The sequence below is a fragment of the Stenotrophomonas sp. STEN147 genome (genome assembly GCF_056757995.1).
The window spans coordinates 61,833-76,414 of record NZ_JBRRCG010000005.1; the positions used below are offsets into that span (position 1 = coordinate 61,833).

Annotated in this window: 13 protein-coding genes; 5 read left to right on the forward strand and 8 right to left on the reverse strand. The window is 66.7% G+C overall.

Translation table 11 applies throughout. From position 1 onward, the window contains the following. Positions 1 to 18 precede the first annotated feature (18 nt). The 5 genes from ACVOKU_RS07460 to ACVOKU_RS07480 all read right to left on the reverse strand — a co-directional run bounded on the left by ACVOKU_RS07460 (position 19) and on the right by ACVOKU_RS07480 (position 6,692). Positions 19 to 1,623 carry a glucoamylase family protein gene (locus ACVOKU_RS07460; protein ID WP_053516886.1) on the reverse strand — a complete coding sequence of 535 codons (1,605 nt, stop codon included), beginning with the start codon at positions 1,621 to 1,623 and terminating at the stop codon, positions 19 to 21. 177 nt (positions 1,624 to 1,800) lie between these two features. Next, entirely contained in the window at positions 1,801 to 4,857 is a 3,057-nt protein-coding gene (locus ACVOKU_RS07465) for a TonB-dependent receptor (RefSeq protein ID WP_253119524.1), read from the reverse strand. Positions 4,858 to 4,934: 77 nt separating this feature from the next. Continuing rightward, positions 4,935 to 5,972: a LacI family DNA-binding transcriptional regulator gene (locus ACVOKU_RS07470; RefSeq protein WP_053516884.1), complete on the reverse strand. Its 1,038-nt coding sequence runs from the start codon at positions 5,970 to 5,972 to the stop codon at positions 4,935 to 4,937. A 148-nt stretch (positions 5,973 to 6,120) separates the two neighbouring features. After that, on the reverse strand, positions 6,121 to 6,396 hold the full coding sequence (locus ACVOKU_RS07475) for a BolA family protein (protein WP_074899338.1): 276 nt from the start codon (positions 6,394 to 6,396) through the stop codon (positions 6,121 to 6,123). Beyond that, entirely contained in the window at positions 6,393 to 6,692 is a 300-nt protein-coding gene (locus tag ACVOKU_RS07480) for a YciI family protein (protein ID WP_481559537.1), read from the reverse strand. The genes ACVOKU_RS07475 and ACVOKU_RS07480 overlap by 4 nt, the downstream gene beginning before the upstream one ends. A 359-nt stretch (positions 6,693 to 7,051) precedes the next feature. On the opposite strand from ACVOKU_RS07480, the gene ACVOKU_RS07485 reads away from it, so the two are divergent. Genes ACVOKU_RS07485 through ACVOKU_RS07495 form a run of 3 tightly spaced genes read left to right on the forward strand, consistent with a single transcriptional unit; the run spans position 7,052 to position 10,443 of the window. After that, positions 7,052 to 7,957 (forward strand): segregation and condensation protein A, encoded by a 906-nt coding sequence (locus ACVOKU_RS07485; protein WP_053516881.1) that lies wholly within the window; start codon positions 7,052 to 7,054, stop codon positions 7,955 to 7,957. Positions 7,958 to 7,970: 13 nt separating this feature from the next. After that, a complete protein-coding gene (scpB, locus tag ACVOKU_RS07490; RefSeq protein WP_180875560.1) occupies positions 7,971 to 8,843 on the forward strand; it encodes an SMC-Scp complex subunit ScpB in 873 nt (290 codons plus the stop codon). Next, on the forward strand, positions 8,836 to 10,443 hold the full coding sequence (locus ACVOKU_RS07495) for a pseudouridine synthase (protein WP_481559538.1): 1,608 nt from the start codon (positions 8,836 to 8,838) through the stop codon (positions 10,441 to 10,443). The genes scpB and ACVOKU_RS07495 overlap by 8 nt, the downstream gene beginning before the upstream one ends. A 79-nt stretch (positions 10,444 to 10,522) precedes the next feature. On the opposite strand, the gene ACVOKU_RS07500 is transcribed toward ACVOKU_RS07495, so the two are convergent. The 3 genes from ACVOKU_RS07500 to ACVOKU_RS07510 form a co-directional block, all read right to left on the reverse strand. Further along, complete coding sequence (locus ACVOKU_RS07500; protein WP_053516878.1) at positions 10,523 to 10,957, reverse strand: hypothetical protein; 435 nt, start codon at positions 10,955 to 10,957, stop codon at positions 10,523 to 10,525. A 105-nt stretch (positions 10,958 to 11,062) separates the two neighbouring features. Next, a complete protein-coding gene (locus ACVOKU_RS07505; protein WP_461289854.1) occupies positions 11,063 to 11,869 on the reverse strand; it encodes an amidohydrolase in 807 nt (268 codons plus the stop codon). Positions 11,870 to 11,883: 14 nt separating this feature from the next. After that, entirely contained in the window at positions 11,884 to 13,032 is a 1,149-nt protein-coding gene (locus tag ACVOKU_RS07510) for a pyridoxal phosphate-dependent aminotransferase (RefSeq protein WP_111186422.1), read from the reverse strand. 142 nt (positions 13,033 to 13,174) lie between these two features. On the opposite strand from ACVOKU_RS07510, the gene ccmA reads away from it, so the two are divergent. Together ccmA and ccmB are read left to right on the forward strand one after the other, a co-directional pair. After that, a complete protein-coding gene (gene ccmA, locus ACVOKU_RS07515; RefSeq protein WP_429001223.1) occupies positions 13,175 to 13,876 on the forward strand; it encodes a heme ABC exporter ATP-binding protein CcmA in 702 nt (233 codons plus the stop codon). Then, on the forward strand, positions 13,873 to 14,568 hold the full coding sequence (gene ccmB, locus ACVOKU_RS07520; RefSeq protein WP_053516872.1) for a heme exporter protein CcmB: 696 nt from the start codon (positions 13,873 to 13,875) through the stop codon (positions 14,566 to 14,568). Before ccmA ends, ccmB begins: the two co-directional genes overlap by 4 nt. The last annotated feature ends 14 nt before the right edge of the window (positions 14,569 to 14,582 follow it).

Sequence of the window (14,582 nt, forward strand, 5' to 3'; positions counted from 1 at the left end):
AGCCAGTTCTGCACAGCGTTACTTTCCCTGGCCTGTGGTGCGGTTGGCATTGTTCTTCTGTTCCTGTGCGGCGGCCGCGCGTGACTCGGCGATGCCGACCGCGCGCGCCGATGCAGCCTTCTCGTCCTTCTGCAGTTCCAGCGGCTGGAACGAGCCCTCGGGGGCCAGCCAGCCGCCGCTGAATCCGGCGCGCTCCAGCCCCTTGCGGATGTAGGGGTTCTTCTTCATGACTTCCCACACGAAGTCGTTGCGGTAGTTGGCGATCATGGTCAGGATCGGGCCCTGGTCGATGGCGATGTAGTCGCTGGCGACCCAGCCACGATCCGGCACCAGGCGCCCGGTCTTGATCGGAATGTCGTAGCTGAAGCTGGGATTGAACGAATCCAGGAAACCGTAGCTGGAATAGATGTAATCGCCGAAGCGCTTGTGCATCTCCAGCGTGGCCGGAATGACCTGCTCAGGGGCGAACACGATCGAGGCCACCGCCGCGGTCGGCGCGATGGTGCCGTCGTCGAAGTTCTCGCGCAGGCCGGCGCCGCGCGAGGAGTAGTGGCGGAACTGGCGCTGCTCGCCGCGATATTCCTGGGTGGTGTTCTGCGGACCATCGCTGGCGGTCAGTCCCCACACGTTCTCGCCGTACTCCTTCCACTGCATCGGGTTGGCGATGGCGTACTCGCGCTGGGCCAGCGCGGCCGAGCGGCTGTTGAGGAAGTAGGTGCTGCCGCGCTCGCGCATGTAGGCATCCTGGATATCGCGGAAATCGATCCAGACATGGCTGTACTGGTGGCCGAACAGAGGCCCGAAGGACAGGTATTCCTGGCCCTGGTAGACGCCCCAGTCGTTGTCGTAGGTCCGGGTCCACACCGTCCATGCGTCGGGGCTGACCGGATGCGTGGGCGAGCCGAGGGCAAGGATGTACACCATCATCGCCTCGTTGTAGCCCATCCAGTCGTGGTCGATGAAGCCGCTTTCGGGGAACCAGCCCATCGAGATCAGCGGCGCGCGCTGCTGCAGCCACGGCCAGTCGATCTTCCTGTACAGGGTATCGGCAATCTGCCGGATCTCCTTCTCGCGCGGATCATCGCCGTCGTAATAGGACTGCGCGAACAGCACGCCCATCATCAGCAGCGCGGTATCCACCGACGACAGTTCGACCCAGCTGTCGTAGCGGCGGCCTTCCTGCATGTCCAGGAAGTGATAGTAGAAGCCCTTGTAGCCGGCTTTGCCGGTGCGCTGCGGGCCCATCGGCACGTCACGGAAGAATTTCAGCGTCGTCAGCGTGCGGTCGATCGCCTGGTTGCGGCTGACCCAGCCATTCTCGATGCCGATCGGATAGGCGGTGAGCGCGAAGCCGACCGAGGCGATGCTGGCGAACGGGCGTGACGGATAACGGTCCGGTGTCAGGCCGTTCACTTCATTGGTGGTGTCCCAGAAGAACTGGAAGGTGCGGCGTTCAATGTCATCGAACAGCGGCGGCAGTTCCGGCTTCATCGGCCGCGGCGGTGCATCGGCCTCGATCAGGATCACCGGCGGCCGGGGTTTGGCGGGCTCCTGCTGGGCCGGCTTGCAGGCGGCGATGGCCAGGGTCATCGCTGCGGCGGACAACAGGTGGCGTGCCTGCATGGCGCGGTTCCTCCGGTGGACTGATCGATGGGAAAGCATAACGTCCAATGATCTGAAATCGTTTACAAACCACACATTTAAAAAAGCCACGGGAACGTGGCCTGACAGCGCGATCATCGCAGTTGCCGATGCCGCCGGCGAACCGGCGGCATCGACTCCTGCAGCAGGCGTACCCGCTTAGAAGCGGAAGCCCACTTCCGCCTTGATCTGGCGGGGCGTACCGATGATGTCACCGGTCTCGTTGTAGCTGGCCTGCAGCTTGCCGTTGGTCTTGACGTAGTTGTAGGTGGAGAAGTTGTCGAAATCGAACACGTTGATGATGTCCAGGCGAGCGTACAGCTCGGTATCACCCGGCATCTTGAACGTCTTCGTCGCCTGCAGGTCGACCGAGCGGTAGCCGAAGATCTTGCCACCCACCAGGAACTTGCCGTTGGCGTTGGGCACGGCCGCCTGCGGGGTGGGCAGGGTGTAGCCGCTGGCCTGCGGCACGGGGTACCAGTCGTTGACGGCCGTCGGCGTTGCCAGGGTGATCTTGCCGCCGAAGGTGATGCCCCAGAAGCCCGCGTACGAACCGGTCATCACCAGGCGGTGACGGGGAGCGCCGTTGGAACGGATGGTCGGGTAATCGCCGATCAGGCCGCGGTCGAAGGCGTACTTCTCATTGATGTCGCGGTTGTGGCGTGCGGTGGTCCAGGTGTAGGCGATCGAGGTGCCCCAGCCGCTTTCCTTGGTGAACGGCTTCTGCGCCGACAGCAGGACCTGGGTGGCGCGGGTCTTGATGCCCTGCTGGCCGATGATCAGGCTGCCGAAGCCCGGCACGTTGCAGCTCCAGGCCTGGCTCAGGCCCGGCTCGGTACCGCCGCACAGGCGCGGATCATCGAAGAACTGGCCGGTCGGGTAACGGTTGCCCAGGGTGAAGGCGAAACCGTCGTAGCTCAGGGTGCGGGCGATGGTGGCATCGGTCAGCCAGTCACCGATCTGGTTGCTCATGCCCAGGCTGAACTGATCCGAGTACGGTGCCTTCAGCTTGTTGTTCAGCAGGTCGACCTCCAGGCCGGCGTTGCTGGTCGATCCCACCAGCGCCTGCAGGTTGCCGATGCCGTTGAGCAGGTTCGGATTCCAGTCGTAGCAGGCGGCCTGACCGTTGATGCAGGTCCCGGTGGCCGGGTTGCGGAAGTAGATGGTCGGCTGCGGCAGGGCCAGCTTGGTGGTCTCCAGCTGCAGGTTGTCGAACAGGTCGCGGTCGTAGGAACGGCCGGCACCACCGTGGATCACATGCTGCTCGTCGGCGTTGATGTCATACGAGAAGCCCAGGCGCGGCTGCCAGGCATCCTTGAATGCCTTGCGGTTGTGACCGTTGCTGATGTAGTCGCTGATGTCCAGGCCGCCCAGCGCCAGCGAATCGGCGTAGGTCTGGCCGGCGGGTGCGCGCGGATCCTGCGAATAGATGGCATCGACCACCTGCTGCGGGGTCACGAAGTCCAGGTAGGACGGGGTCTTCTCGTAATCCCAGCGCAGGCCGATGTTCAGCTGCAGGTGGTCATTGACCTGCCAGTCGTCCTGGATGAACACGCCGTACTGCTTGGACTTGGAGCGTACTTCGCCGGACACGCCCGACACGCCGGTCACCGGCTTGACGAACTGCGCCTTGTACGGAATGGAGTCCGGGAAGTCCGGATCACCCAGGGTGTAGGTGAAGGTCGGGTTGATCTGCGCCGCATCGGAAGCGTACAGGTCGATCTGCTTGTACTTCACGCCCATCTTGATGGTGTGGTCGCCCGCCCACTGGATGCCATCCAGGGTCAGGTTGTCTTCGATCGACCAGCCCTTCTGGCCCTTCACCTGCGAGTCCAGTGCCGAGGCGCCACCGATCTTCACGATCGTGCGGTCTTCAGGACCGTCCGGCGCGGTGTAGGTGATGCCGTTGGCCAGGGTCAGCGGGGTCGGGTTGTTGAACGAATCTTCGTGGGTGACCATCAATTCGTTGTAGTAGCGCTCGCCGCTGTGGTTCCAGCGCAGCGCGTAACGACGGTCGGTATTGACCACTTCACGGCCGGCTTCCGGCGAGGTCTGGCCACTGAACTGCGACTGCGTTTCGTCGCGGTCCTGGAAGGTCAGCTCGATGCGATCGTTGTCGGTCGGCTCGAAGTCGATCTTGCCGAAGATCAGGTCCTGCTGGAACGGCTGGCTGGCCGGGCCGAGACCGGCGGCGCCGGCGGGCGGCAGCAGACCGGCGGCACCGGTGACCGCACCGTCCGGTGCGATGGTGACCGGCAGGTCGAAGCGCTTGGCTTCGTAGGTCACGAAGAAGTGGGCCTTGTCCTGGATGATCGGGCCGCCCAGCGCGAAGCCGTATTCCTTCTCGGCCGACACCTGCTTGTCCTTGCCGCCCTGGCGTTCGGCCGGGGTCTTGGCGCGCATGTCCTCGTCGGTGTAGCGATAGAACGCCTCACCCTTGAATTCGTTGGTGCCGGACTTGGTCGCTGCGGTCACCGCAGCGCTCGAGACCTGGCCGTACTCGGCCTTGTAGTTGCCGCTGATGACCTTGTATTCGCCAATGGCCAGCTGCGGGAAGGGGTTGCCTGCGCTGCCGGACTGGCCGGCCACACCGCCGCCCTTGACGTAGCTCTTCTGGCCCACGCCATCGATGTACACGTTGGTGCCATCGGCATTGGTGGCGCCGCCGCGCAGCGAGGTATTGCCCTTCGCATCACGGGTGAAGATCAGGCCCGGCACCGCGTCGGCGAACTCCAGGAAGTTGCGCGACACCTGCGGGGTGGTCTGGATCTGCTGCAGGCTGACGGTCTTGCCGACTTCGGACGTGCGCACTTCCTGCAGCAGGGTCGGCGCGACGACGTTGACGGTGTCCAGGTTGGTGGCCGCGGTCGAACCCGGGGTACTGCTGGCAGCGCCGGCGAAGTTCAGGGTGGCGGTGGAGGCCACGGTCACGGTGACCTTCTGGGTCTGGCCGTTGGCCACCACGTCGTAGGTGCCCGGGTCCAGGCCCATCAGCGAGTAGCTGCCGTCGGCGCGGACGGTGCCGCGGCGCACGGTGCCGGTCGCAACGTTGGTGGCGGTGACCTCCGAACCGGCCTGTGCGCCGGCAACCTGGCCGCGCAGGCTGGCGTTGGCCGACTGCGCCAGGGCGTTCGGGGCGGCGGCCAGCATCAGGCAGCTGACCAGTGCGGTGCTCAGCAGCCGGCGCGCCGGCGTGCGGATAGTGGAATGCATCATCAACTCAATCTCCGGGTGGCGGCGACCGCGTGTGCGGTCCCCTGCGATCAATCAAAAAAGAAGGAACGCCTCCGGCTTCAACGGCCGGATGGCGGAGTGGTGGAATCGCGAACAACGAGACGGGGTACCAGGGTCTGCTTGTCCCCGGCCCCTTCCGTGGAGGTGCCGTCCATCAACTGCATCAGGCGCGTCATCGCCCGATCGCCGAGCTCGGCGATGCTGACCTGCATGGTGGTCAGCGACGGGTGAACGAAACGTGCCAGCGGAATGTCATCAAAACCCGCCAGGGCGACATCGGACGGAACATGGACGCCTGCCTGCGCGAAGGCGTACAGGCAGCCAAGTGCCATCATGTCGTTGGCGGCGAACACGGCATCGGGCAGCGTGCCGGCTGCCAACAACTCCTGACCGGCGCGATGGCCGGAAGCTTCGTCGAAATCACCGGGCAGCTCGATGCCTTCGGCGCTGCCGCCGGCAGCCGCCAGCGCGTCACGGAAGCCGCGCAGGCGCTCGCGCGCGTCGAAGTTGAGGTCCGGGCCAGAAATGAACGCGATGCGCCGGTGACCGGCATCGAGCAGATGACGGGTCATCGCCATTGCGCCCGCGTGGTCGTCGATGCTCAACACCGGATGATCCTGCCCAGGCAGGTAGGTGTTGATCAGTACGGTGGGCAGCGACTGCGGCAGGTTGTCGGTCAGGAAGCCGGGGCTCTCCGCATAGGGCGAGAGCACCAGCAGGCCATCGACACGCCCGCGCATGGCGCGCAGGGCAGCACCCTGCTGCTCCTGGTCGCCGTGGTAGCTGGACACCAGCAGATGCTGGCGGCGACTGCGGGCAACGCCGTCGATGCCGCGCATCAGCTCGGAGAAGAACTCGCCGTACAGGTCCGGCAGCACCACGCCGACCGTGTTGGTGCGGCGGCTGCTCAGGCTGCGGGCGGCGGCGTGCGGGGTGTAACGCAGCCGTGCGGCCACCTCCAGCACAAGCTGGCGGACCGGTTCGGCGACATTTTCATGCCCGTTGAGCGCGCGGGAAACCGTGGCCACGGAGACCCGGGCTTCGCGTGCGACATCCTTGATTGTAATGGCTGCCTTGTTCACGAAGCCGCCCTCCACGGCTTGGACCTACCAGCATTGGCGCGGAATGTAAGCGTTTCCATCTGGGCTTGTAAACTGTCCGTTAGACGAATGTCCTGAAATGGACATGGAAATCTGTCCCTGGCGGTCCACGCACGGACCGGCAATGACAGTGCGGGACAAGGGCTCAGCCCTGTTCTGACGGTGCCAGCGCGCGGATGGACAGCGCGTGGATGTCGGTTTCCATCATCGCGCCCAACGCCGCGTATACCGCGCGGTGGCGGGCCAACGGGCCGAGGCCGGCAAAGCGCTCGCTGACCACATGCACGTTGAAATGGCCACGGCCATCGCGCGCGCCAGCGTGGCCGGCATGACGATGACTGTCGTCCTCGATCTCGAGCACGCTCGGGGCCAGCGCCTGCTGCAGCGCATCACGGATCCGCTCGATCCGGTCCGCGTTCACGGCAGCACCTGGCGGAAGGGCCGCACCTGCACCCTCACGTAGACACCTGCGGCCACATAGGGGTCCGCATCGGCCCAGGCCTGCGCCTCCGGCAGCGACCCGAAGCGGGCGATCACCACCGAACCACTGAACCCCGCCGGGCCTGGATCTTCGCTGTCGATCGCCGGACAGGGGCCGGCCAGCAGCAGTCTCCCTTCAACACGCAGCGCGTGCAGCCGCGCCAGGTGTTCCGGCCGGGCCTGCAGCCGTTGCGTCAGCACGTCCTGGCCGTCATAGCCTTCAATCACATACCACACCGGCATTTCCTCGCTCGCGTTGTCGGGTCCGCCGATTCTAGCCAAAGCCTCCTCGCCCTGGCCGCGGCTGGACACTGGCTCGGCAAAGGCTTACCCTAGAGTCCATTGCACGTGGCTGGATGCAGCAACCCGTCGGTTTTTGCGGCCAACGCAGCCCCCGACGACCGACCTGCCGCTTCCGGGCAGGCCACGTAGACGACCTCCCCGTAGTCCCGTCGCTGCCGTCTCCTGCGGCGCGTCCTGCTGTTTGATATGTGTGGAATCGCGCCGAGACAGGCGCGCCTGGTGCCTTGGGGCCCGCGGTGCACGCGCGGCGCCGGGTGCCGCGACTGGTCCGTTGCAATCCTGATGTCCATTAGATGACTTCCGAACTCGCGCTCGACGCGAACCCGCCAACCCGGCCGCCCGCCCCCCAGCAGCAGGAAATGCCGCTGGCCGTCGTGCATGGGCAACCGGTCCTGCAGATTCCGCAGGACCTGTACATCCCGCCGGATGCGCTGGAAGTCATCCTGGATGCCTTCGAAGGTCCGCTGGACCTGCTGCTGTACCTGATCCGCCGGCAGAACCTGGACGTGCTGGACATCCCCGTGGCCGAGATCACCCGGCAGTACGTGGAGTACATCACCGTGATGCGCGAGCTGCGCTTCGAACTGGCGGCCGAGTATCTGGTGATGGCAGCGATCCTGGCCGAGGTGAAGTCGCGCATGCTGCTGCCGCGCCCGGTCAGCGACGAAGGCGATGAAGCCGATCCGCGCGCCGAACTGGTGCGCCGGCTGCAGGAGTACGAACGTTTCAAGCAGGCGGCGGAGGACATCGATGCCCTGCCCCGCCAGGACCGGGACACCACGGTGGCCCATGCCTTCATGCCCGAACGCGCCACGGTGAAACTGCCGCCGCCGGTGGACCTGAAGGAGATGCTGCTGGCGCTGCACGATGTGCTCAAGCGCGCCGAGCTGTTCAGCGGCCACGCGATCAAGCGCGAGGCGCTGAGTGTGAGGCAGCGCATGGGCGAAGTGCTCGGCCGCATGGAAGACGGCAGGTTCTACCGTTTTGAAAGCCTGTTCACTGCTGAAGAAGGCAAGCTGGGCGTGCTGGTCACCTTCCTGGCCGTGCTGGAACTGGCCAAGGAGCAACTGCTGGACATCGTCCAGGAGGAACCGCTGGCGGCGATCTACGTGAAGTCGCTGGCGGCCGGCAACACCAATGCCCCGCTGCAGTTCAGCAGCGAGTTCGACGACAACGACGCCGCCAACGAGAACGAGTGAGCGCTGCCTGCCGATGGATCAACCGCTGATCAACCGCATTGTCGAAGGTGCCCTGCTGGCCTCCAGCCAGCCGCTGACCCTGGCCCAGCTGAAAGACCTGTTCCCGGAAGAGGAACCAGCACCGCCGGGCAGCATCGAACGTGCGCTGGAGCACCTGCGCGAAGGCTGCGAAGGCCGCGGCGTGGAACTGGTCGAGGTCGCCTCGGGCTTCCGCTACCAGGTCACCGGCGAGGTGCATGGCTGGATCAGCCGGCTGTGGACCGAACGCAAGACCCGCTACACCCGTGCCACCCTGGAAACGCTGGCGCTGATCGCCTACCGGCAACCGATCACCCGCGGCGAGATCGAGCAGGTGCGCGGCGTCGCTGTCAGCAGCAACATCATCCAGGCACTGGAAGAGCGCGAATGGATCCGCGTCGTCGGCCACCGCGACGTGCCCGGCAAGCCGGCACTGTTCGGCACCACCAAGGGCTTCCTGGATTACTTCGGCCTCAAGCGCCTGGATGAGCTGCCGCCGCTGTCGGAGTTGAAGGACCTGGGCGAGCTGGAACCACAGCTGGCCCTGGACCGCGATGCACCGGCTGCCGCCAGCGCCGACGGCCCCGACGTCTCGGCCGAGCCGGACGGTGCCGCCAATGATGATGCCGGCCTGGCCGGTGGCAACACCCCGCATTCCGCCGACGCAGTCCCTGCGGCGGCCACCGATGAGCAAGCACCTTCGCCCCTCGATGATGGGCACCCCGATTCCGCGCCGGGCGAGCGCGCGGTGCCAGTGAACGAACGCGAAGACAACGCCGTCGCGACGACGACCGTGGCTGTTGACCAAGCCGATTCCGAACCAGAGGCCGACCTCGAAACCGTCGGCCGGAGCAAAACTGATGAGTGACACCCCTCGCAAGCTGTCGTTGAACAAGCTCTCGCTCAAGCGCGAAGCCACCTCCGAACAGTTCAAGTTGGAAGAACGCCTGCACAAGGTTCTGGCCCAGGCCGGCCTTGGCTCGCGCCGCGCGCTGGAACAGCGCATCGCCGAAGGCCTGGTCAAGGTCAACGGTGAAGTCGCGCAGACCGGCATGTCGGTCAAGAGCGGCGACAAGATCGAACTGGACGGCCGCGGCTTCGTCGCCACGGCCCTGTCCGAACCCTCGCGCGTGCTGGTCTACAACAAGCCGGAAGGCGAAGTGACCACCCGCGAAGACCCCGAAGGCCGTCCGACCGTGTTCGAATCGCTGCCGCCGCTGAAGGGCGCGCGCTGGATCGCGATCGGTCGCCTCGACATCAACACCACCGGCCTGCTGCTGGCGACCACCGATGGTGAACTGGCCAACGCGATGATGCACCCGTCCTTCGAGGTCGAGCGCGAGTACGTGGTCCGCGTGCGTGCACCGGAAGGCCAGGAAAAGGTGGCCGATGCCATCGTCGACCGCCTTGCCCGTGGCGTCGCGCTGGAAGACGGCCCGGCCAAGTTCGACGAGATCGAACGCATCGGCGGCACCGATTCGCACGACTGGTTCCGCGTCGTGGTCAAGGAAGGCCGCAACCGCGAAGTGCGCCGCCTGTGGGAATCGCAGGGCTGCCAGGTCAGTCGCCTCAAGCGCACCCGCTACGGCCGGGTCAGCCTGCCGCGCGAACTGGCCCGTGGCCAGGCGGTCGAGCTGCCGAGCGCCCAGGTCGAAGCGCTGCGTGCTGAACTGAAGCTGGAAGAAGGCGCTCCGTCGGCCCTCACCCTGCAGCCGGTGATCGGCCAGCGCCGCGCCGCCAAGACCACCGTGCGCGTGCGCGAAGGCGGCCGTGGCAACGCTTACGTCAATGGCCACAGCACGGCCGACGAAGGGCGCGAACTGCGCCGTTTCGACACCCTGCGCGAAGACCGTGGCCGTGGCCGCGGCGGCAAGGGGGGCGGCTTCAAGGGCGGCCTCACGGTCAGCGGTGAAGCCGCGGCCAAGCAGTCGCAGAAGCCGTTCAAGCAGCGCAAGCCGAAGAATGACCGTTCGCTGCCGGAAGGCAATCCGGCTGCGTTCCGTACCTGGTACGTGCCCGATGGCGTCAGCACCGGCCCGAGCGGCCACCGCAACGCCGGTCCGGGCGCACGTGGTCCGGGCGGCGGCCAGGGCCGTCCTTATGGCAAGCCGAAGGGTCCGGGCGCCGCAGGCGGCCAGGGTCGCGGTGGCGCCGGTGGCCAGGGCCGTCCCGGCGCGGGCAACCGCAGCCAGGGCGCGCAGGGCAACAAGCATCCGTACGGGCACCCGGGCAACGCCCCGAGCTTCCCGTCCGACCACGCCAACCCGGGCTTCAATCCGTATGGCAGCCCGAAGCCGGCGCAGGGCGCCCGTCCGGGCAGCCGCGGTCCCGGCGGTGGCCACCGTGGCCCGGGTGGCCCCGGTGGCAATCGCGGGCCCGGCGGTCCGGGTGGCAACCGCGGTGCGGGCGGCCCCGGCGGCAATCGTGGCCCGGGTGGCCCCCGTCGCGGCGGTCCGCGCGGCGGCTGATCGGCGACACGCCTGACATGAAAAACCCCGGCATTGGCCGGGGTTTTTCGTTATCGGGTGCCGCTGCGACGGGAACCGGTCAACGCCGGCTGATGGTGAAGGCCGTGCCGTCCACACCCAGGTCCCAGCCCTTGCCGGTACCGGACAGCGCCAGCGAGATGTCGCCCTTGGTCATCACCTGCGCATTGCTGGATTTCACCGCACCGGCATGAGCCCCCACCGACGCGTAGGTACCGAGCAGTTCATCCACGCTGACGGCGCCGGTGAAGCTGCCGCGCCCGTCGGTGATCTTCGATTTGCCCACGGTCAGGCCACCGCCCTTCATCTGGATGCGCACTGGCAGACTGGCACCGTTGCTGCAGCTGACGGTGCCGGTGCCCGAGGCCGTCTTGTAGATCAGCGACCAGCCAGACAGGTTGTAGCGCAGGTGGCAGTCGAGATTGCCACCGGCATGCGCGGCCGGAGCCAGGGAGGTGGCGGCCAGCGCCAGCAGCAGGGCAAGGGACTTGTTCATCGGCAGGACTTCCACAGCGTTCGGACTGCCGGCGAATCTAGCAGCGCGCGCGTGCAGGGTGAATGCAGGCGCGCGCGGTGATGCGGACAGCGTTCAGCCCTTCGTTCAGGCCTGCACGTCCAGATGGAAAGCATCGGCATCGAGCATCGCCGGGAAGCGCGCACGGTGCAGCGCCAGCGCGTCGGCCGAAATGGTGGTGGTCACCACCTGCTCGCGCTCGCGGATCTCCACCTGCGGCTGGCCGAGGAAATCCAGCACGGCGCTGTCGCCGGCATAGTGCAGCTGGTTGCCGTCCACGCCGACACGGTTGACCGCAGCGACGAAGCACAGGTTCTCGATCGCACGTGCGCGCAGCAGCGTCTTCCACGCGTAGGCACGCGCCGAAGGCCAGTTGGCAACGAAGATCTGCAGATCGAAATCCAGCTGTTCCGGCCGTTCCACGTTGTAGCGGTTGCGGCAGAACACCGGGAACCGCAGGTCGTAGCAGACCTGCGGATTGATGCGCCAGCCCTTCCATTCCACGCAGAGGCGGTCGCGGCCGGCGGCATAGCGCTCGTGCTCGCCGCCATAGCGGAACAGGTGGCGCTTGTCGTAGTACTGCAGTCCACCGTCGGGGGTCGCGAACAGCAGCCGGTTGTACACGCCCGCGCCGTCGCGCAGCTGCACACTGCCGACCACCGCCGCGTTCAAGGTTCTGGCCTGTTCGCGCACCCAGGCGACGGTGGGGCCATCCATGCCTTCAGCCTGTGCGATGGCCTCGTTGGAGAAGCCACTGGTGAAGGTCTCCGGCAGGATCACCAGATCGGTGGTGCCGGCGAGCGGCGCCAGCAGCGCGCCATAGTAGGCGCGGTTGCCGGCCGGGTCATGCCAGCGGGTGTCGCCCTGGACGAGGGAAATGCGCAGATCCTGCATGGTCTTCACTCCGCTCACAGCAGGCGCAGGCGTTCGATCGCCGCGTCCAGGGTCGCCTCGTTCTTGGCGAAGCACAGGCGTACCAGGCGCTGGCCGGTCGGTGCGGTTTCGTAGAACGGCGACAGCGGGATGGCGGTGACGCCCTTCTCGATGGTCAGCCACTTCACGAACTCATGGTCGGGCAGATCGCTGATGGCCGAGTAATCGACCAGCTGGAAGTAGCCGCCCGGCACCGGCAGCGGCTTCAGCCGCGTACCGGCCAGCTGCTCGCGGAAGCGGTCACGCTTGGCCTGGTAGAACGCGCCCAGTTCCAGGTGGTGCTCCGGTTCGTCGCGGATCATCGCGGCAAAGCCATACTGGGCCGGGCCGAAGCTGGTGAAGGTGTTGTACTGGTGCACCTTGCGGAATTCCGCGGTCAGCAGCGGCGGCGCCACCGCATAACCGATCTTCCAGCCGGTGCAGTGGTAGGTCTTGCCGAAGCTGGAGATGACGAAGGTCCGCTCGCGCAGTTCCGGATAGCGCAGCACCGATTCGTGGCGGCGGCCATCGTAGATGATGTGCTCGTACACCTCATCGGAAATCAGGTAGATCTGCGTGCCACGCAGTACGTCGGCCAGCGCCTGCATGTCGGCCTCGTCCAGCATCGCACCGGAGGGGTTGTGCGGGGTGTTGACCATCAGCATGCGGGTGCGCGGCGTGATGGCCGCACGCACGCGGTCCCAGTCCACGGCGAACGTCTGCGGGTCCAGCGGCACATGCACGGCGGTGGCGCCGGCCAGCTCGATGGCCGGCTCGTAGCAGTCATATGCGGGGTCCAGCACGATCACTTCCTCGCCGGCGCGCACCACGGCGTGGATGGCATTGAAGATGGCCTCGGTTGCGCCGCTGGTGACGGTGATTTCGGTGTCCGGGTCGACCTGGGCGCCGTACAGGTCCAGTGACTTCTGCGCGATGGCCTGGCGCAGCGGCGCCACACCGGTCATCGGCGGATACTGGTTCAGGCCGGCCGCCATCGCCCTGGCGGTTTCGTCGATCAGCCGCTGCGGCGCGGAAAAATCCGGAAACCCCTGGCCCAGATTGACTGCACCGTGCTCGGCAGCGAGCTGGGACATGACGGTGAAGATGGTGGTACCGACCTTGGGCAGCTTGGTGGTGGGTTGCATCGGCCTGGGCTAATGGGAACAAGGGCTGGAAGTGTACGAAATCCGGACCCGGCTGCGGCGCGAGCCGGTCGTGGCGGGTCATGCCGGGCGGCTGTTTGCACATGCCCGGTCAGCGGGATACCGCGCTTGGCGCTCGCCGTGCATGGCGCGGCGCTACCGGGCGGGTTTCATCGCTACAATTGCCGCCGCACTCCGGCATGAAGATCCCTGCCCCTTGGACACCCCTGCATTGCTGGCCGCCAGCGGCCTGAGCTTCTCGCGCAATGACGCGCCCGTGTTCGGCCCGCTGGACTTCCACGTGGATGCTGGCGAGGCGCTGCTCGTGCAGGGCGGCAACGGTGCCGGCAAGACCACCCTGCTGCGCGTGCTCGCCGGCCTTGCGCGACCCGGCGCCGGCCAGGTGCGGATCGACGGCAGGCCCGCCAGCAATGCCGAACGGGCGCGCTATGTCGCCTATCTCAGCCATCTTCCCGCGCTGAAGCCAGACCTGGACACACTGGAGAACCTGCACTTCCTGTGCGGCCTGCACGGGCGCCGTGCGCGGCAGATGCCGGGCAATGCGCTGGCCATCGTCGGCCTGGCCGGGTATGAGGACACCCTGGTGCGGCACCTGTCGGCCGGACAGAAGCGGCGGCTGGCGCTGGCCCGCATCTGGCTCTCGCCCGCCCCGCTGTGGCTGCTCGACGAGCCCTACGCCAACCTCGACCTGGAGGGCATCACCCTGGTCAACCGGATGATTTCGGCGCACCTGCGCGCAGGTGGCGCCGCCCTGGTCACCACCCATGGGGCCTACGCCGCACCACCGGTGCGTACCCGCCAGCTCGACCTCGGCGGTGCCGCATGATCGCCCCGGGTACCGAACCGGGCCTGTGGCAGACCGCGCGCGCCCTGGTCAGGCGTGACCTGCGCCTGCTCTGGCGCCGCCGCGGCGATGCGTTGCAGCCGCTGCTGTTCGCCCTGCTGGTGGTGGTGCTGTTCGCACTGGCACAGGGACGCGATCCACAGCCGCTGGCGGCGACCGCGGGTGCGGTGCTGTGGCTGGCGGTGCTGCTGGCCGGGCAGCTTGCGCTGGATTCGTTGTTCCGCTCCGACGCCGAGGACGGCTCGCTGGAGCAATGGCTGCTGGCACCGGTGCCACTGGCGTGGCTGGTGCTGGTACGGGTGCTGCTGCACTGGGCCACCACGGCCCTGCCACTGATCGTATTGAGCCCGCTGCTGGCGGAAATGCTGCATCTGCCGCATGACCAGCTGCCGATGTTGCTGGCATCGTTGCTGCTGGGAACACCGTTGCTGAGCCTGATCGGTGGTGTGGTCGCTGCACTGACCGTGGGCATCCGGCGCTCTGGTATTCTCGTGGCGTTGCTGTCGTTGCCGTTGTACGTGCCGGTGCTGGTCTTCGGTGCAGGCAGCCTGGCTGCAGCCAGCCGTGGACAGGATCCGGTCGGCGCGCTGCTGATGCTGGGTGCCGGCCTGCTGGTGGCACTGGTGCTGGCACCGCTGGCGACTGCCGCTGCGATTCGTATTTCTCTGAGTTGATCGAGCTGAGAGCC